The sequence below is a fragment of the Micromonospora vulcania genome (assembly GCF_042658605.1).
Classification (GTDB): Bacteria; Actinomycetota; Actinomycetes; order Mycobacteriales; family Micromonosporaceae; genus Micromonospora; species Micromonospora vulcania.
Map to the genome: position 1 here is coordinate 1 of NZ_JBHSQS010000007.1, position 14,149 is coordinate 14,149.

13 protein-coding genes and 2 pseudogenes are annotated in these 14,149 nt (G+C 71.5%); 6 read left to right on the top strand and 9 right to left on the bottom strand.

All coding sequences use genetic code 11. The features are described 5' to 3' along the window. The 5 genes and pseudogenes from ACFQGL_RS13105 to ACFQGL_RS13125 form a co-directional block, all read right to left on the bottom strand. Positions 1-611, bottom strand: a pseudogene (locus tag ACFQGL_RS13105) (quinone oxidoreductase family protein); the annotation flags it as partial. Then, complete coding sequence (locus tag ACFQGL_RS13110) at positions 608-970, bottom strand: hypothetical protein (RefSeq protein ID WP_377510659.1); 363 nt, start codon at positions 968-970, stop codon at positions 608-610. The pseudogene ACFQGL_RS13105 and the gene ACFQGL_RS13110, both read right to left, overlap by 4 nt. Then, the gene (locus ACFQGL_RS13115) at positions 967-1,833 is read right to left on the bottom strand and encodes a DODA-type extradiol aromatic ring-opening family dioxygenase (RefSeq protein ID WP_377510662.1); all 867 of its coding nucleotides are present in this window, start codon (positions 1,831-1,833) and stop codon (positions 967-969) included. Before ACFQGL_RS13115 ends, ACFQGL_RS13110 begins: the two co-directional genes overlap by 4 nt. Positions 1,834-1,862: 29 nt before the next feature. Next, positions 1,863-2,633 (bottom strand): citryl-CoA lyase, encoded by a 771-nt coding sequence (locus ACFQGL_RS13120; RefSeq protein WP_377510665.1) that lies wholly within the window; start codon positions 2,631-2,633, stop codon positions 1,863-1,865. Further along, positions 2,618-3,754 (bottom strand): CaiB/BaiF CoA transferase family protein, encoded by a 1,137-nt coding sequence (locus ACFQGL_RS13125; RefSeq protein ID WP_377510668.1) that lies wholly within the window; start codon positions 3,752-3,754, stop codon positions 2,618-2,620. The genes ACFQGL_RS13120 and ACFQGL_RS13125 overlap by 16 nt, the downstream gene beginning before the upstream one ends. A 192-nt stretch (positions 3,755-3,946) precedes the next feature. On the opposite strand from ACFQGL_RS13125, the gene ACFQGL_RS13130 reads away from it, so the two are divergent. The 3 genes and pseudogenes from ACFQGL_RS13130 to ACFQGL_RS13140 all read left to right on the top strand — a co-directional run bounded on the left by ACFQGL_RS13130 (position 3,947) and on the right by ACFQGL_RS13140 (position 7,991). Then, on the top strand, positions 3,947-5,383 hold the full coding sequence (locus tag ACFQGL_RS13130; RefSeq protein ID WP_377510671.1) for an amidohydrolase family protein: 1,437 nt from the start codon (positions 3,947-3,949) through the stop codon (positions 5,381-5,383). 3 nt (positions 5,384-5,386) lie between these two features. Continuing rightward, positions 5,387-6,190 carry an IclR family transcriptional regulator domain-containing protein gene (locus ACFQGL_RS13135; RefSeq protein ID WP_377510674.1) on the top strand — a complete coding sequence of 268 codons (804 nt, stop codon included), beginning with the start codon at positions 5,387-5,389 and terminating at the stop codon, positions 6,188-6,190. Positions 6,191-6,407: 217 nt separating this feature from the next. Continuing rightward, positions 6,408-7,991 (top strand): annotated as a pseudogene (locus ACFQGL_RS13140) (DHA2 family efflux MFS transporter permease subunit). A 77-nt stretch (positions 7,992-8,068) separates the two neighbouring features. Here the strand turns inward: ACFQGL_RS13140 and ACFQGL_RS13145 are convergent. The 3 genes from ACFQGL_RS13145 to ACFQGL_RS13155 form a co-directional block, all read right to left on the bottom strand. Beyond that, positions 8,069-8,530, bottom strand: coding sequence for a DUF5709 domain-containing protein (locus tag ACFQGL_RS13145; protein WP_377510676.1), 462 nt, complete (start codon positions 8,528-8,530; stop codon positions 8,069-8,071). A 121-nt stretch (positions 8,531-8,651) separates the two neighbouring features. Then, complete coding sequence (locus tag ACFQGL_RS13150) at positions 8,652-9,536, bottom strand: alpha/beta fold hydrolase (RefSeq protein WP_377510679.1); 885 nt, start codon at positions 9,534-9,536, stop codon at positions 8,652-8,654. Between the two features lie 114 nt (positions 9,537-9,650). Beyond that, positions 9,651-10,595 carry an RNA polymerase sigma factor gene (locus tag ACFQGL_RS13155; protein ID WP_377510682.1) on the bottom strand — a complete coding sequence of 315 codons (945 nt, stop codon included), beginning with the start codon at positions 10,593-10,595 and terminating at the stop codon, positions 9,651-9,653. A gap of 239 nt (positions 10,596-10,834) precedes the next feature. Here ACFQGL_RS13155 and ACFQGL_RS13160 point away from each other — a divergent pair, with 239 nt between their 5' ends. Next, positions 10,835-12,001 carry a winged helix DNA-binding domain-containing protein gene (locus tag ACFQGL_RS13160; protein WP_377510685.1) on the top strand — a complete coding sequence of 389 codons (1,167 nt, stop codon included), beginning with the start codon at positions 10,835-10,837 and terminating at the stop codon, positions 11,999-12,001. A 151-nt stretch (positions 12,002-12,152) separates the two neighbouring features. On the opposite strand, the gene ACFQGL_RS13165 is transcribed toward ACFQGL_RS13160, so the two are convergent. Further along, the gene (locus tag ACFQGL_RS13165) at positions 12,153-12,422 is read right to left on the bottom strand and encodes an SDR family oxidoreductase (RefSeq protein ID WP_377510688.1); all 270 of its coding nucleotides are present in this window, start codon (positions 12,420-12,422) and stop codon (positions 12,153-12,155) included. A 39-nt stretch (positions 12,423-12,461) separates the two neighbouring features. On the opposite strand from ACFQGL_RS13165, the gene ACFQGL_RS13170 reads away from it, so the two are divergent. Together ACFQGL_RS13170 and ACFQGL_RS13175 are read left to right on the top strand one after the other, a co-directional pair. Further along, positions 12,462-13,100, top strand: a complete 639-nt coding sequence (locus ACFQGL_RS13170; protein WP_377510691.1) for a TetR/AcrR family transcriptional regulator — start codon at positions 12,462-12,464, stop codon at positions 13,098-13,100. A gap of 54 nt (positions 13,101-13,154) precedes the next feature. Beyond that, positions 13,155-14,000, top strand: a complete 846-nt coding sequence (locus ACFQGL_RS13175; protein ID WP_377510694.1) for an MOSC domain-containing protein — start codon at positions 13,155-13,157, stop codon at positions 13,998-14,000. The last annotated feature ends 149 nt before the right edge of the window (positions 14,001-14,149 follow it).

Below are 14,149 nucleotides of genomic sequence, written 5' to 3' on the forward strand. Positions count from 1 at the left end.
GCGTGCACCCGGTCGGCCAGCCCCGCCACGCCGGCCTCGGCGAGCAGCGCCACGATGACCCCCGCGCCGAGCTCCGCGGCGCGGGCGCGCGCCGCGGCCGAGCGGGCCACGGCGATCACCCGCCGCGCACCGCCGAGCAGGGCCAGTTGGACGGCGGCCTGGCCGACCACGCCGCCGGCGCCGAGCACGACGACCTGTTCGCCGGCCGCCAGGCCGCCGGCGTCAGTCAGGGCCGCGTGCGCGGCGACGGCGGAGAGGCCCAGGGCGGCGAGCAGGATCAGCGGTACGCCGGGCGGCAGCGCCACCACGTCGGCGGAGGGCACGGCGACCGTGGCCGCCATGCTGCCGTCCACACCGGACCGCATCCCGGCCGGGGTGCCGAACCACACGGCGGTGCCGTCCGCGAGCCGACCGACGCCCTGCACCCCCGGCACGTACGGGGTCGCCGGTGTGCCGAAATAGCTGGTGCCGGTGGCACAGAGCAGGTCGAGTGGGGTGACGGGCACCGCCTCGACGGTGATCCCCACCTCGCCGTCGGCCGGCTCGGGTGCCGGCCGTTCGACGATCGTCGGCGGCGTGCCGCAGGCGGTGACCAGCGCCGCGCGGATCATGTCGCGATGTCGGGGTACGGCAGCGCGAAATGGGCCAGCCGGGCGCCGTAGGACTTCTGGTACTCCAACGGCTCGGTGTTGTCCCGCTCGAACAGCGCGATGAACAGGGTCAGGGTGAGGAACGGGTGCGCGCCCAGCTCGAAAAGCTTGACGTGGTCGTGGGTCGCGAGCGCCTCCCGCTCGGCGTCGTCGAAGCGCAGCCAGGTGCTCGACTCGCCGGCGTGGCAGTTCAGCACCGTGTTGGCGCGTTCAGCCTCCCACCAGGCGACCAGCTCGCGCGGTTCGCTCCGGTAGCGCTCGACCAGCTCCGGATCCCGGTCGACGGAGTACAGGAACTTGTTCAGCAGGTACTTGCTCATGCCGTCGGCGCTCCGTTCGGATACCAGGTGAAGTACGCCTCCATGGTGTGGAACAGGTCGAGGGTGTCGACGTGGTCGGCCTTCGCGCCGGCCCCGGCGACACCCATCATGAGCATGAAGTCCATGAAGCCGTGGGTGGCGTTGCCGGGCGCGTGCAGGCTGTCCAGGGTGACCTCGCGCAGACATCCGTCCAGGTCGCCGTTGGCGATCCACTCGACGGCCCGCTGGTCGAACTCCGGGTCCGGGCCGTGCGGCCCGAACTGCCGGGGCCCGCCCAGCTCCAGCGAGAGGTGGCCGGTGCCGATGATGGCCACCCGCAGGTGCGACGGCCAGGACTCGACGATCTCCCGGATCGCCTCGCCGAGCTGGACGAAGCGCTTCGGCTGCGGCAGGGGCGGCGCGAAGATGTTCGTGTAGATCGGCACGATCGGCAGGTCGGCCTCGGGCCGCAGCGTGATGATCGGGCAGGTGATGCTGTGGTCGATCCGCAGCTCGTTGCTGAACGCGAGGTCGAAGCCGGAGTCCAGGCCCGCCCGCAGGATGTGCCCGGACAGGTCCTCCTGACCCTGGAGCAGCATCCGGGGCAGCCCGAACTCGCGCTCCTCGTTGTACCAGTTGGCGTCGTAGGTGGGCGCCTTGCCGACCAGGAACTGCGGCATGTTGTCCAGCCAGAGCTGGTGGAAGTGGTCCGAGCCGACCATCACCAGCACGTCCGGCCGGGCCCGGGTCAGCGTCTCGCGGAACGCCAGGATCTTGCTGGTCCACTCGTCGGCGAACGGTGGCCGATCCTCGCCGGTGGCCGTGCTGGCCCGGTAGTAGAACGGGTGGTGGGTGGAGGCGATGACCGCGACGACGGTGGCCATTCCACTCCTTTCGCAGTTGTCGGGGTGACTCAGGGTTCGTAGACGGCGTTGCGGTCGACGGCACGGTAGATGTCCATGCCGAGCGGCCGACGCCGCTCCTCGGCGAGGTGCCCGAGCAGCCCCGCGGCGCGGGCCAGCAGGGCGAAGCCGCGCAGCATCTCGACGGGAAGCCCGAGGTCGGCGAGCGCCGCGCCGCAGACGCCCGCGCCGTTGAGCGGCAGGGTCCGACCGAGCACCTGCGGGTGTACGCGGCCGATCGCCTCGAACAGCCGCAGGTGTGGCCCGTGCAGGCCCTCCTCGGTGGCGATCCGGATCAGGACCGGGGTACGCGGGTCCTGCTCCTTGTGCACGGGATGCCCGAGTCCGGGAACGAACCGTCGCTCCTGCCGGGCCCGGCTGACGGCGTCGAGCGCGACCGCGTCGTAGTCGGTCACCTCGCCGGCCTGCGCGAGGGTGTCGGCGAGGAAGCGTCCACAGTCCTCGGTCACCCCGAGGAAGCGCGAGCCACCGCCGAGCAGGCCGGCGGCGAGCGCGCCCTGCAGCGACTCCGGCGCGGAGAGGTAGGTGAGCCGGGCCGCGATCGCGGTCGGGGTGAACCCGTGATCGGCGAGCGCCACCAGCACCGCCTCGAAGACGCGTACCTCACCGGAGGTGGGGCGGCGGCCGGCGACCAGCCAGTACGCCAGCTCGCCGAAGCCGACCGTGCCCATCAGATCGGCCGCCAGATCCTGTCCGAGCAGCGAGATGGTGGTCGGGTCGGAGGTGCCGATGCCGGTCGGGAAGCTCAGCTCTTCAGCCACGCGCGGATCTCCTCGCCGTGTTCGTCGATCCCGGGCGGCGGCAGCTCGTACCGGGCCGGGGTGTCGGAGAAGGTGATGGGATTGCGGACGCCCGGGACGTCGCCGACGGTCACCACCGGGTCGAGCCCCAACTCCTGGGCGAGCGCCACGCCACCGTCGATGGTGTTGATCGGCGCGCACGGGACGCCCGCGGCGAGCAGGTCGCGGAACCACTCGTCCTTGGTCCGCTTGGCGAGCCGTTCGACGAGCAGGGGGCGCAGTTGCTCGCGGTTGGCCGTGCGGTCCTGGTTGCGCCCGAAACGGGGGTCGTCGGGCAGCTCCGTCAGGTCGAGCACCTGGCAGAGCTTGCGGAACTGCCCGTCGTTGCCGGCGATGACGATCAGGTCGCCGTCGGCGGTGGGCAGCGGCTCGTACGGAAAGAGGCTGGGGTGCGCGTTGCCCATCCGGAACGGGACGGTGTCGCCGGCGACGTAGCCGCTGGAGTGGTTGACCAGGCCGGACAGCGCCGAGCTGAGCAGGTTGACCTCGACGTGCTGACCCTGCCCGGTGGCTCCACGATGGTGCAGCGCGGCAAGGATGCCGATGCTCGCGTGCAGCCCGGCCATCACGTCGAAGACGGAGATGCCGGCCCGGTACGGCGGCCCGTCGGGGTCACCGGTGAGGCTCATCAGCCCGGAGATCGCCTGCACCATCAGGTCGTAGCCGGGGAAGTCCCGGCCGACGCCGGTGCCGAAGCCGCTGATGCTCGCGTACACGATCTTCTTGTTGGCGGCGGCCACGGAGTCGTAGTCGAGGCCGAACCGGGCGAGGCCGCCGGGCCGGAAGTTCTCGATCAGCACGTCGGCGCGACGGGCCAGTTCCCGTGCGGCCGTGAGGTCGTCCGGGTTCCTGAGGTCGAGGGCGATCGACCGCTTGTTGCGGTTGATGCCGAGGTAGTACGTCGACACACCGTCGCGGGTGGGCGGCATCCAGGTGCGCGTGTCGTCGCCGCCCGGACTCTCCACCTTGACCACCTGGGCGCCGAGGTCCGCCAGGAGCATCGTCGCGTACGGCCCGGCGAGGATCCGGGAGAAGTCCGCGACGAGCAGGCCGGCCAACGGCCCCGCCGATTGCTGCACCATGTCTCCGCCCGTTCTGCGGACACCTGTCCGCTGGAACAGCTTGCGCCTCGACCGTGATCATGTCAACGGCAAGTTCACCGCGCCGAAACACACTCTTGACACGGCAAGTGACCGGGGCCACACTTTCGCCACTCGGGCTGACCGCACAGCGGACAACGGTCCGGCCCTCGTACCCGAAAGGAATGGGTGGCGATGAGCGCAACCGACCGGCCGGTGGTCTTCCGCAACGGCCTGGTTCTCACCATGGACGACGCGCACACGGTGTTGCCCGGCGCCGACGTGCTGGTCGTCGGCGACCGGATCGCGGAGGTCGGCGTCGGCCTGACCGCCCCCGAGGGCGCCCTGGAGATCGATGCCACCGGCGGCATCCTCATGCCCGGAATGGTGGACACCCACCGGCACATGTGGCAGACCGCCATGCGGGGGTACGGCGCCGACTGGACCCTGACCCAGTACTTCGTCTGGTACTACCTGGAATCCGGCAAGCTGTTCCGGCCCGAGGACGTCTACGCCGGCAACCTGCTCGGCGCGATCGAGGCGATCGACGCGGGCGTCACCACCACCGTCGACTGGTCGCACGGCCTACAGACGGCCGACCACGCCGACGCGGCGGTCGACGCGCTCGAGGCGGTGCCGGGCCGGTTCGTGCTCGCCTACGGCAACATCCAGCAGGGCCCGTGGGAGTGGGCGACCTCGCCGGAGTTCCGCGACTTCCACCGTCGCCGGATCGACGGCGGCGGGCTGGCCGGCTTCCAGATGGCGTTCGACGTCACCGGCGACCCCGCCTTTCCCGAGCGGGCCGCCTTCGAGGTGGCTCGGGAACTGGGCGCCGCGGTGACCACGCACGCCGGGGTGTGGGGCGCCACCAACGACGACGGCATCCGGCTGATGCACGAGCACGGCTTCATGAACCCGTCGACCGTCTACGTGCACGCGGCGACGCTCACCCACGACTCGTACAACCGGATCGCGGCGACCGGCGGCTCGGTCTCGGTCTCGACCGAGAGCGAGCAGAGCGCTGGGCAGGGCTACCCGCCCACCTGGCAGCTGCGCCACCACGACATCCCGGTGTCGCTGTCCATGGACACCAGCGTGTGGTGGAGCGGCGATCTCTTCTCGGCGATGCGGACGACGCTGGGGGCCGACCGCTCCCGGGAGCACCTGGAGGCGCACGCCAAGCAGGACACCATCACCCACTGTCACCTGCGCGCCGAGCAGGTCGTCGAGTGGGCCACCCGGGGTGGCGCCCGGGCCCTCGGCATGGACTCGGCGATCGGCGCCCTCACGCCGGGCCGGCAGGCCGACGTCGTCCTGATCAAGAACGACACCTCGCCGGTGATGTTCCCGATCCTGAACCCGCACGGTCACGTCGTCTTCCAGGCCCAGCGCGGCGACGTGCACACCGTGCTGGTGGGTGGCAGGGTGGTCAAGCGGGACGGCCGCCTGGTCGACATCGACCTCGCCGCCGCCCAGGCGAAGGTGACGGCCACCATCGACCACCTGCGGGAGACGATGGGGGAGCAGGCGTGGCAGCGGGGCATGAACCCGGACGTCCCGGAGACCGCGATCCTGGAGAATCCCTACCAGTACACCGAGTGGGACGCCGGCTCGGCGCAATGGAAGCATTAGGACATGAGTGACAACGGAAGGGGCGCCGGGCCCGACTTCATCGAGGCTCTCGCTCGTGGCCTCGACGTCCTGCGCTCCTTCCGTCCGGCCTGCCCGTCGATGACGCTCAGTGAGATCGCCGCCGCCACCGGCCTGGCCCGGCCCACGGTCCGGCGCATCCTCATCACCCTGGAGTCGTTGGGCTACGTCCGCGCGGTCGGGCGTGGCCACGCCCTCACCCCGCGCGTCCTCGAACTGGGGATGGCGTACGTCAACGCGCTGAACATGTGGGACGTGGCCCGCCCGCACATGGAGAAGCTGGTCGCGCAGACCAACGAGTCGACCTCGATGGCCCAGCTCGACGGCAGTGACATCGTCTACGTCGCCCGCGTGGCGGTGCCGAAGATCGTCACGCTCGCCGTCACCATCGGCACCCGCTTCCCGGCCCCCGCGACGTCGCTCGGCAAGGTGCTGCTCGCCGGGCTGCCGCCGGAGACGCTGGCCACCGTGCTCGCCGAGCCGTCCCGTTCCGGCATCACGCCCCGCTGGCAGCCCTCGCCCGGCGAGTTGGACGCCGTGCTGCGCGAGGTACGGGCCAAGGGGTGGGCGCTCGCCGACCAGGATCTGGCGCCGGGCATCCGGTCGGTCGCGACCGGCGTACGCGACGGCGACGGAAGGGTCATCGCCGCGCTCAACGTGAACGTGCACGCCGCCGAGACGTCGCTGGAGACGCTGCGTGAGGAGCATCTGCCCAAGCTGCTGCGCGCCGCCGCCGACATCGGGCACGACTGGGCGCTGACCGCCGCGGTGCCGGTGGTCACCACCTGACGCCGGCGACACCCGGACGTACGGCTCCAGTCGGAAGGCCGATCGGACCCGTAGCCCTCGCGGTCGGTAATCCGGCGGCGAGTTGTCGGTGCCGACCGATAGTGTGGCCCGCGCGCGTCGTCGTCTCATTCGCCGCGCCCCGCGCCCCGCGCCTGGTCGGCGCGGCACCGCCGCCACCGTCCACCAATGGCCGGCTCAACCGACTACAGGAGAGTTTGTGACACAGCAATCCGTCGCGACATCGGACAAGCTCGACGCCGCGGTGCTCAAGGTGGCCGGCGTCGTGGTCCTCGGCGCGATCATGTCGATCCTCGACGTGACGGTGGTCAGCGTCGCGCTGCCCAGGTTCCAGACCGATTTCGACGCGTCCTACGCCCGCGTCGCGTGGACGATGACCGGTTACACCCTCGCGCTCGCCACGGTGATCCCGCTCAGTGGGTGGGCCGCCGACCGGTTCGGCACCAAACGGCTCTACATGGTGGCGTTGGCCCTGTTCACGATCGGGTCCGGGCTGTGCGCCACCGCCGACTCGATCGGCGAGCTGATCGGCTACCGCGTCCTGCAGGGCCTCGGCGGCGGCATGCTCATGCCGCTGGGCATGACCATCATGACCCGGGCGGCCGGTCCGCACCGGATCGGCCGGCTGATGGCCGTTCTCGGCATTCCGATGCTGCTCGGCCCGATCGGTGGCCCGATCCTCGGCGGCTGGCTGATCGACACCGCGAGCTGACACTGGATCTTCCTGATCAACCTGCCGATCGGCGTCATCGCCCTGGTCTACGCCCAGTTCGCGCTCCCGAAGGACGCCCCCGAGCCGTCCGAGTCGTTCGATTTCCTCGGCATGCTGATGCTCTCGCCGGGCCTCGCCCTGTTCCTCTATGGCATCTCGTCACTGCCCGAGGCGGGCACCTTCGCCGAGGCCAAGGTGTGGGCGCCGATGCTGGTCGGCGGCGCGCTGGTGGTGGCGTTCGTCCTCTACTCCTTCAAGCCCCGGCATCCGCTGCTCGACCTGCGGCTCTTCGCCAACCGCAACCTGACCATCGCCTCGGTGACGCTGTTCGTGTTCATCATCGCGTTCATGGGCGCCGGCCTGCTGTTCCCGAGCTACTTCCTGCAGGTGCGTGGCGAGTCGACGCTGGCCGCCGGTCTGCTGATGGCGCCGCAGGGCCTCGGCGCGATGCTGACCATGCCGATCGCCGGGACGCTCGCCGACCGGGTGCCGATCGGTCGTACGGTGCCGTTCGCGCTGGCGCTCATCGTCATCGGGTTCTTCAGCTTCACCCAGGTCGACGCGAGCACCTCGTACTGGGTGCTCGGCGGGTCGTTGTTCGTGATGGGTCTGGGCATGGGCGGCACGATGATGCCGATCATGACCTCGGCGTTGCGGACGTTGCAGGCGCAGGAGGTCGCGCGCGGCTCCACGCTGGTCAACATCCTCCAGCAGATCGGCGGGTCGGTCGGCGCCGCGGTGATGTCGGTGATCCTCACCAACGAGCTCAACAACTCTCGGCCGATTCCCGGCCTGGTGGACCCGAGCGGCAAGCCGGTCACCGAGGCCGGGTTGGCCATCGCGTCGCAGCAGCGGCCGGAGTTGTTGCAGCAGATGCCGGTGCCGCCTGAGTTCATCGAGCGCGGGCTCGACTTCGCCGCGAAGTCGTTCGCCACCACGTTCTGGGTCGCGTTCGGGCTGGTGGTGCTCACCTTCATCCCGGCCGCCCTGCTGCCGCGTCGGCGTCAGCCGGCGCAGCCGCTCGACGACGAGCAGGCCGAGCTGGTCAAGGCGCCGGTCATCGTCCACTGAGCGAATCCGCCCCGCCGCGCCCGGCGCCCCTGGAGGGGGCTGGGCGCGGCGGGGCGGCGTTCAGCGACCGTCGCGGGTCAACGCAACGGGCCGTCGCCCGGCCCGTCGGGGTCCTCGACCAGGTGGATCGCGGCCTCCTCGGCGCTGGCGGCGCCCGCGTCGATTCCGGCGTCCCACGCCACCGACTCGGCCTCGTCGTCCTCGCGGACACCCTCGTCGTAGGAGACGAGGCGGCCCGCGCGTCCCTCGCGCTCGTACCCCCGCCGGGTCAGCTCGTCCTCGTCGTCGCCGCCCTCGGCGTACGGGTCGGTGTCCGGCTCCTCCTGGGCGAGGTGCTGCTCCAAGGACTCGCCCGCCCGCTCCTCGGCGGGCGTGGTGCCGAACCGGTTGGCGGCGCTCCAGTGGTCCTCGGCGATGATCCCGGTGTCGAGGGGGTCGCCGACGCGGTCGTCGTCCAGCGTGTCGGAGGCGTCCAGGACGCCGTCGTCCTCGGCCACGTTCCACTCGTCGACGGAATCCATCCGTTCGGTCTGGCTCACGGTGGTCTCCCCTTCGTCACGGTGCAGCGATCGCCACAGCCTACGACCGTGCAACGCATCCGCACCCCGAGGCCTGCCCGGTGTGACCGACGGACCTCGGGGCACGGTGCGGCGGCGCGGATCAGCGCCGCAGCAGCTCCGCCACGGCCTCGGTGAACTCCACCGGCTGCTCGATGTGCCCGAAGTGCCCGCTGCGCTCCAGCACCACCAGGCGGGAGTCCTTGAGGCCGTCGTGCAGCTGTTCGGCCCACCGGGGCCCGCAGATGAAGTCGTGCGCACCCACGATCACCACGGTGGGCACGGTGATCTCACCGAGGTTCTCCCGCACGTCGAAGGGCGTGGGGTCCTGCGCGCCCGCTGGAGCCGACCAGGCCCGCACGGCCGCCTGGAACGGCACGAACTCGGCCCGCCGGGCCCAGAAGTCCGCGAAGTAGACCGGCAGGGCCCCGCGCAGGCCCGCGCTCAGCGCCTCGTCGTCCGTGGCCGTGACGGCCTGCTGGAACGCGGCCGGGATCGCCGCCGCCTCGGGCTGGTCGGGGTGCCGCAGCGGGTACGCGGTGAGTCCGGCCATCGCCACGTCCCAGAACTCGGCGCCGGTGACCGGCGAGGTGTCGTACAGGGCGAGGCCGACGACCCGGTCCGGGTGCGCCAGCGCGTACCGCTGGACGACGAACCCGCCGTGCGAGTGACCGAGGAGGTAGACCGCCGGCACCCCGAGATGGTCGACGACCGCGTCGAGGAAACGGACATACGTGTCGAGACGGTAGTCGTCCTGGTTGTCGAGCCGCCCGGAGGCGCCGGTGCCGACCGGCTCGACGTACACCATCGTGAAGTGCTCTTCGAGGCTCGGTGTGCGCAGGTAGGCCCAGTCGATGCCGGGGCCGCCGGAGTGCGCCACGCACACCGGGCCGGTGCCGGCGACGTGGTAGACCTGCCGGACGCCGCCGACGGTGAACTCGTGGGCACCCGGTGCGAGGGCGTCGACGTCGTGGCTGGTGGAACCCATGTGGCTAACTCCCGATCCGAGGCCGTACGGCGGGTGCCGACACGGCGAGCGAGGAATGACGGGAACCAGATGCGGGAGCCGACCGGAAAGTTCGCTCGCCCGCGGAAGTTTTTTTCAGACCAACGCCGGCCGGCGGATCTCCCGCGCCGGAATGGGGTGAAAGAGGGTGAACTGTCGCACCCGTCCCTCACGCAGCACCTGCAACCACAGCGCCGCGGGCGGGCAGTGCTCCGGGTCGTCCGGAGGGCTGATCAGGTCGGTCTCCCAGATCACCACGTCGCCACTGGCGACGACGTTGCGCAGGCGCTGACGTACGCCGTCGGTCAGGTCGTTCGTCATGCCCTGGACCGCCATGTCACGGCCACCACGCCGCCCACCCGGCATGATCATCTCGGCGTCCGGCCACCAGGTCTCGCGGACCACCCGGTCGAAGTCGCCGCGCATCGCGGCGGCGAGCACGTCGCGGCCCTCGCGCCAGCGGGCGTCGGCGGCCTCGGCCACCCCGACGTGCGCCGCGGTCGCGGATGCCCGCAGGCCGCCGGTGAGCGCGCGCCGGGCGTGGTTGAGGCGGCTGCGGACGGTGCCGACCGGCACGCCGCACACGGCCGCGATCTGCTCGTACGAGGAGGCGTCGCTGAAGTACCGCAGCATGGTCACCAGCCGGTCGGTCTCGGAGAGCCCGCCGATGGCGTGCCACACCCAGTCGCGCATCGCACCGCGGTCCAGCGCCTCCTCGGGGGTGGGCGTGCCGGCGGGGCCGGCGAACCACTCCGGCTCGGCGACCGGGAGCGGCCGAGGGCCGCGCAGCGTCATCCGGCTGTTGTTACGCACGATGGCGCGTAGCCACGGGCCGATCGCGGCCGGGTCACGGACCTCACCGACGCGGCGCAGCGCCACCACCATCGCGTCCTGCACCGCGTCCTCGGCGTCCGGACCGTAGCCGAGCAGGCTCAACGCGACGGCCCGCATCTCGGCCTCGTGCCGGGTCAGCAGGACGCCGAGCGCCGCCGCGTCTCCGGCCTGCGCGAGCCGGACCAGCTCCGCGTCACCCTGCGCCACGCTCGTTTCCTCCCGTTGAACCCATAGATTCCCGCCTTTGGGCTGTTTCGGCGGGGACTGTCACCCTATCCAGCGTACGGCGGGCGGGCCGGCCACCATCCCGGCCGGTGGTGAACGGCCCGAGCCCTGGGCCGGAAAATGACGTACCTCGGTCGTAGCGTGAGCAGCATGACCCGAATCGTCAGCGACCCGACGATGGTGGACCCGGCGGACAACCGGGCCCTTCTCGGGAGCGCTCGGTGATCCGCCTGAGCTGGGCGCAGGTGTGCGCCCGGCGGCTGGAGCGGCACGCGCTCTCGACGTCGGCGCGCGCCCAGGCGGGGCCGGAGCCGGATTCGGCGGCGCTCGCGGCCGTGGTCTCCGCGATGTGCGGCGCGCACGCCCAGGTCGCCTCCGCCGCCGAGCTGTCCGTCGGGCTGCGGGTCCCGGGCGCGACCCGCAGCCTGGTGCGCCGGGCACTGTGGACGGACCGGGCGTTGGTCAAGACCCGTGGTGCGCGTGGCACGGTGCACCTGCTCGCCGCGCAAGACCTGCCGATGTGGACCGGCGCGCTGTCCGCGATGCCCGTCCCACCGTACGAGCAGGGCCGTGACCTGCTGACCCCCCAGCAGACCGACCAGGTGCTCGCGGCCCTCGCCGATGCGCTGGCCGACGCCGAGCTGAGCACCGCGGAGTTGACCGAGCAGGTGGTCGCCCGCACCGGCGGGTGGGCCGGGGAGCGGGTCATGGACGCGTTCCAGGACAAGTGGCCGCGCTGGATCGCCGCGATGGGCGCCGCCACCCGGGCCGGTGTCATCTGCTTCGGCCCCGATCGGGGCCGCGCCACCACCTACACCAGCCCGGCCCGCTGGCTGCCCGGCTTCACCCCGACGACGGGGCCGAAGGCGTTGGCCGAGGTCGTCCGGCGCTATCTGTACGCGTACGGGCCGGCGACCCCGGCGCAGCTCGCCCGGTGGCTGTCGGTCCCCGCACCGTGGGCGACGAAACTGTTCGAGTCGCTGGACCTGACACCCGTGACGGTGGGCGACACGCGAGCGTGGGTGGCGGCCGGCGACACCGACTTCCCAGCCGGCCGGCCGTCGGGCCTGCGGCTGCTGCCCTACTTCGACGCGTACGCGGTCGGCTGCCACCCGCGCGACCAGCTCTTCCCGGGTAGGGCCGCCGACCGGGCTCTGGCCCGAGGCCAGGCCGGCAACTACCCGGTGCTGCTGGTCGACGGCACGGTCGCCGGGGTGTGGCACCACCGTCGCTCCGGCCGCCGGATCCACGTCACGGTCGAGCCGCTACGGGCCCTCGGCGCCGCGCGGCGAAGGGCCTTGCAGGAGCAGGTCGAGCGGGTCGGCGAGGTCCTGGAGGGCGTGCCGTCGTTGACCGTCGGCACGGTCGCCGTCGGCCCGCACGCCTAGCACTGCGACGGCGGTCGGTCAGGGTTGGCCGTGTCGTCGATAGTGGCAGGTGCGGGCTTGATGTTGGCGTCGTCGGTGCCATCGAGACAAGCCCTGGCCCGCTCGGGTGCGTGCGCTGACCGCACTACGGGTGCGGCGATGGGTCCGAGCGTCAGGTGACGTTGCGGATGTGGCCGCCGTCGACTCGGAGGTTGGCGCCGCTGATGTAGCCGGACAGGGGGCTGGCGAGGAAGGCGACAGCGGAGGCGATCTCATCCGGCCGGCCGAGACGCTCGATGTCGTTGGGAACCAACTCGTTCGTCGCGTCCTGTTCGATCTGCTCCCAGGTCTCGCCCCAGCCGCGGGCGGGGGCGATCTCGGTCAGCAGGTCCTTGACGGCCTCCACGAGGATCGCGCCGGGCGCGACGATGTTGGAGGTCACTCCAGACAACTCTGAACTGGGTAGTCTACGCTCGTAGACGTGACGGCAGGCACAGGCGAATCCAGCGACGCCCCTCGACAGCGCGACGCCGGCGCCACCCGCGAAGCGATCCTGACCTCGGCGATGGAGGCATTCACCCGCCTGGGCTATGACGGTGCCGGCGTACGCGAGGTCGCCAGGGGCGCCGGCGTGACCGCGATGCTGGTGAACCGCTATTTCGGCTCCAAGGAGCAGCTGTTCGCCGAGGCGGTCGACCGGTCATTCGCGCCGCAGACCCTCATCAGCGACGACCCGAGCGGGCTGAGCGAACGGACGGCGACCAGGTTGGCCGCGCGGACCGCGCCGAACGCCGACGACCTGGACCCGTTCCTGCTGATGTTGCGTTCCGCAGCCAATCCGCGCGCCGCAGAGATCATTCGTGCAGGCATCGAGAAGCACGTGGGACGGCGTCTGGCCGATATCCTGCCCGGGCAGGATGCCGCCGCACGCGCGGAACTGCTGCTCTCTCTGATCGCCGGGGTATGGCTGATGCGCAAGGTCATTGCGACCTCGGCACTCACCGGCATGGGGCAGGCGGCCCTCACGCGACAACTGCGCAATCTGATGCAGGTCCTCGTCGACGTCCCGCCGGCCACCAGCGGCGACGATGCCGCATCCGAGGCGACCAGCTCCGACTGAAGGCAACCGGAGCGAGGGTACCGGCGTCACGCCGCCTCGTGTCACCCTGACCGGATGCGAGTCGCCTCGATCTACACGTACCCGGTGAAGGGGTGTCGCCGGGTGGATCGCGACACGGCGCGGGTCGAGCCGTGGGGCCTGGACGGCGACCGGCGCTGGCTGATCGTGGACGAACACGGGCTCGGCCTGACCCAGCGCCAACATCGGGAACTGGTGACGGTACGGGCGGTGCCCCGACCGGGCGGGCTGACCCTGGACGCGCCCGGCCTGGCCCCGCTCGACCTGGCCGAACCGGGCGGCGGCGAGGCGATCCAGGTCCGGGTGTTCCGGGGGCGACCGCCCGCACCGGTACGCGCCGCCGGCCCCGAGGCGGACGACTGGCTGCACCGGCTGTTGGGGCGCCCCGCCCGGCTGGTCTGGCTCGGCGACCCCGCCGGCCACCTCGTTCCCTGGCCGGTTGCGGCCGGCGCCGGGGCCGAGGTGAGCTTCGCGGACGGCACGCCGCTGCTGCTGGCCAACACCGCGTCGCTGGACGCGCTCAACGACTGGCTGTTGGAGTCGGGCAGCACCGAGGGGCCGCTGCCGATGACCCAGTTCCGCCCCAACCTGGTGGTCAGCGGTGCCGCGCCGTGGGCCGAGGGCGAGTGGGTCGGCCGGCGGATCAGGATCGGCGGGGCCGTGTTCCACGGCGCCAACGAGTGTGGTCGCTGTCTGGTCGCGACGATCGACCAGGAGACCGGGGAGCGGGGGCGTGAGCCGCTGTGGATGCTCGCCGCACGGCGGAACATCGGCCAGAAGCTCCTCTTCGGCCTCCAGATGACGGTACGGGCCGAAGCGGGCGGGCCTCCCGGCGAAGGTCGTACGGTCAGCGTCGGTGACACCGTCGAGGTGCTGGACTGACCGGACGCCGTCCAGTGATCATGAAGTCTTCCTCCACTGGTGCCCGATACGTTTTCGACGGCAAAACGGCCACGAGATGGCCGGAACAATCTGTTGGAGCGGGAGAGTTTTCGATGAGACGAGCTGTTCTCCGGAGTGCGGTGGCGGCA

What these genes read in the sequence shown, in the direction of transcription:
- ACFQGL_RS13135 (WP_377510674.1), top strand. Translation starts at nt 5,387, where the DNA reads ATGAGTGACAACGGAAGGGGCGCCGGGCCCGACTTCATCGAGGCTCTC.
- ACFQGL_RS13115 (WP_377510662.1), bottom strand. Translation starts at nt 1,833, where the DNA reads ATGGCCACCGTCGTCGCGGTCATCGCCTCCACCCACCACCCGTTCTAC.
- ACFQGL_RS13130 (WP_377510671.1), top strand. Translation starts at nt 3,947, where the DNA reads ATGAGCGCAACCGACCGGCCGGTGGTCTTCCGCAACGGCCTGGTTCTC.
- ACFQGL_RS13110 (WP_377510659.1), bottom strand. Translation starts at nt 970, where the DNA reads ATGAGCAAGTACCTGCTGAACAAGTTCCTGTACTCCGTCGACCGGGAT.
- ACFQGL_RS13175 (WP_377510694.1), top strand. Translation starts at nt 13,155, where the DNA reads ATGCGAGTCGCCTCGATCTACACGTACCCGGTGAAGGGGTGTCGCCGG.
- ACFQGL_RS13125 (WP_377510668.1), bottom strand. Translation starts at nt 3,754, where the DNA reads ATGGTGCAGCAATCGGCGGGGCCGTTGGCCGGCCTGCTCGTCGCGGAC.
- ACFQGL_RS13150 (WP_377510679.1), bottom strand. Translation starts at nt 9,536, where the DNA reads ATGGGTTCCACCAGCCACGACGTCGACGCCCTCGCACCGGGTGCCCAC.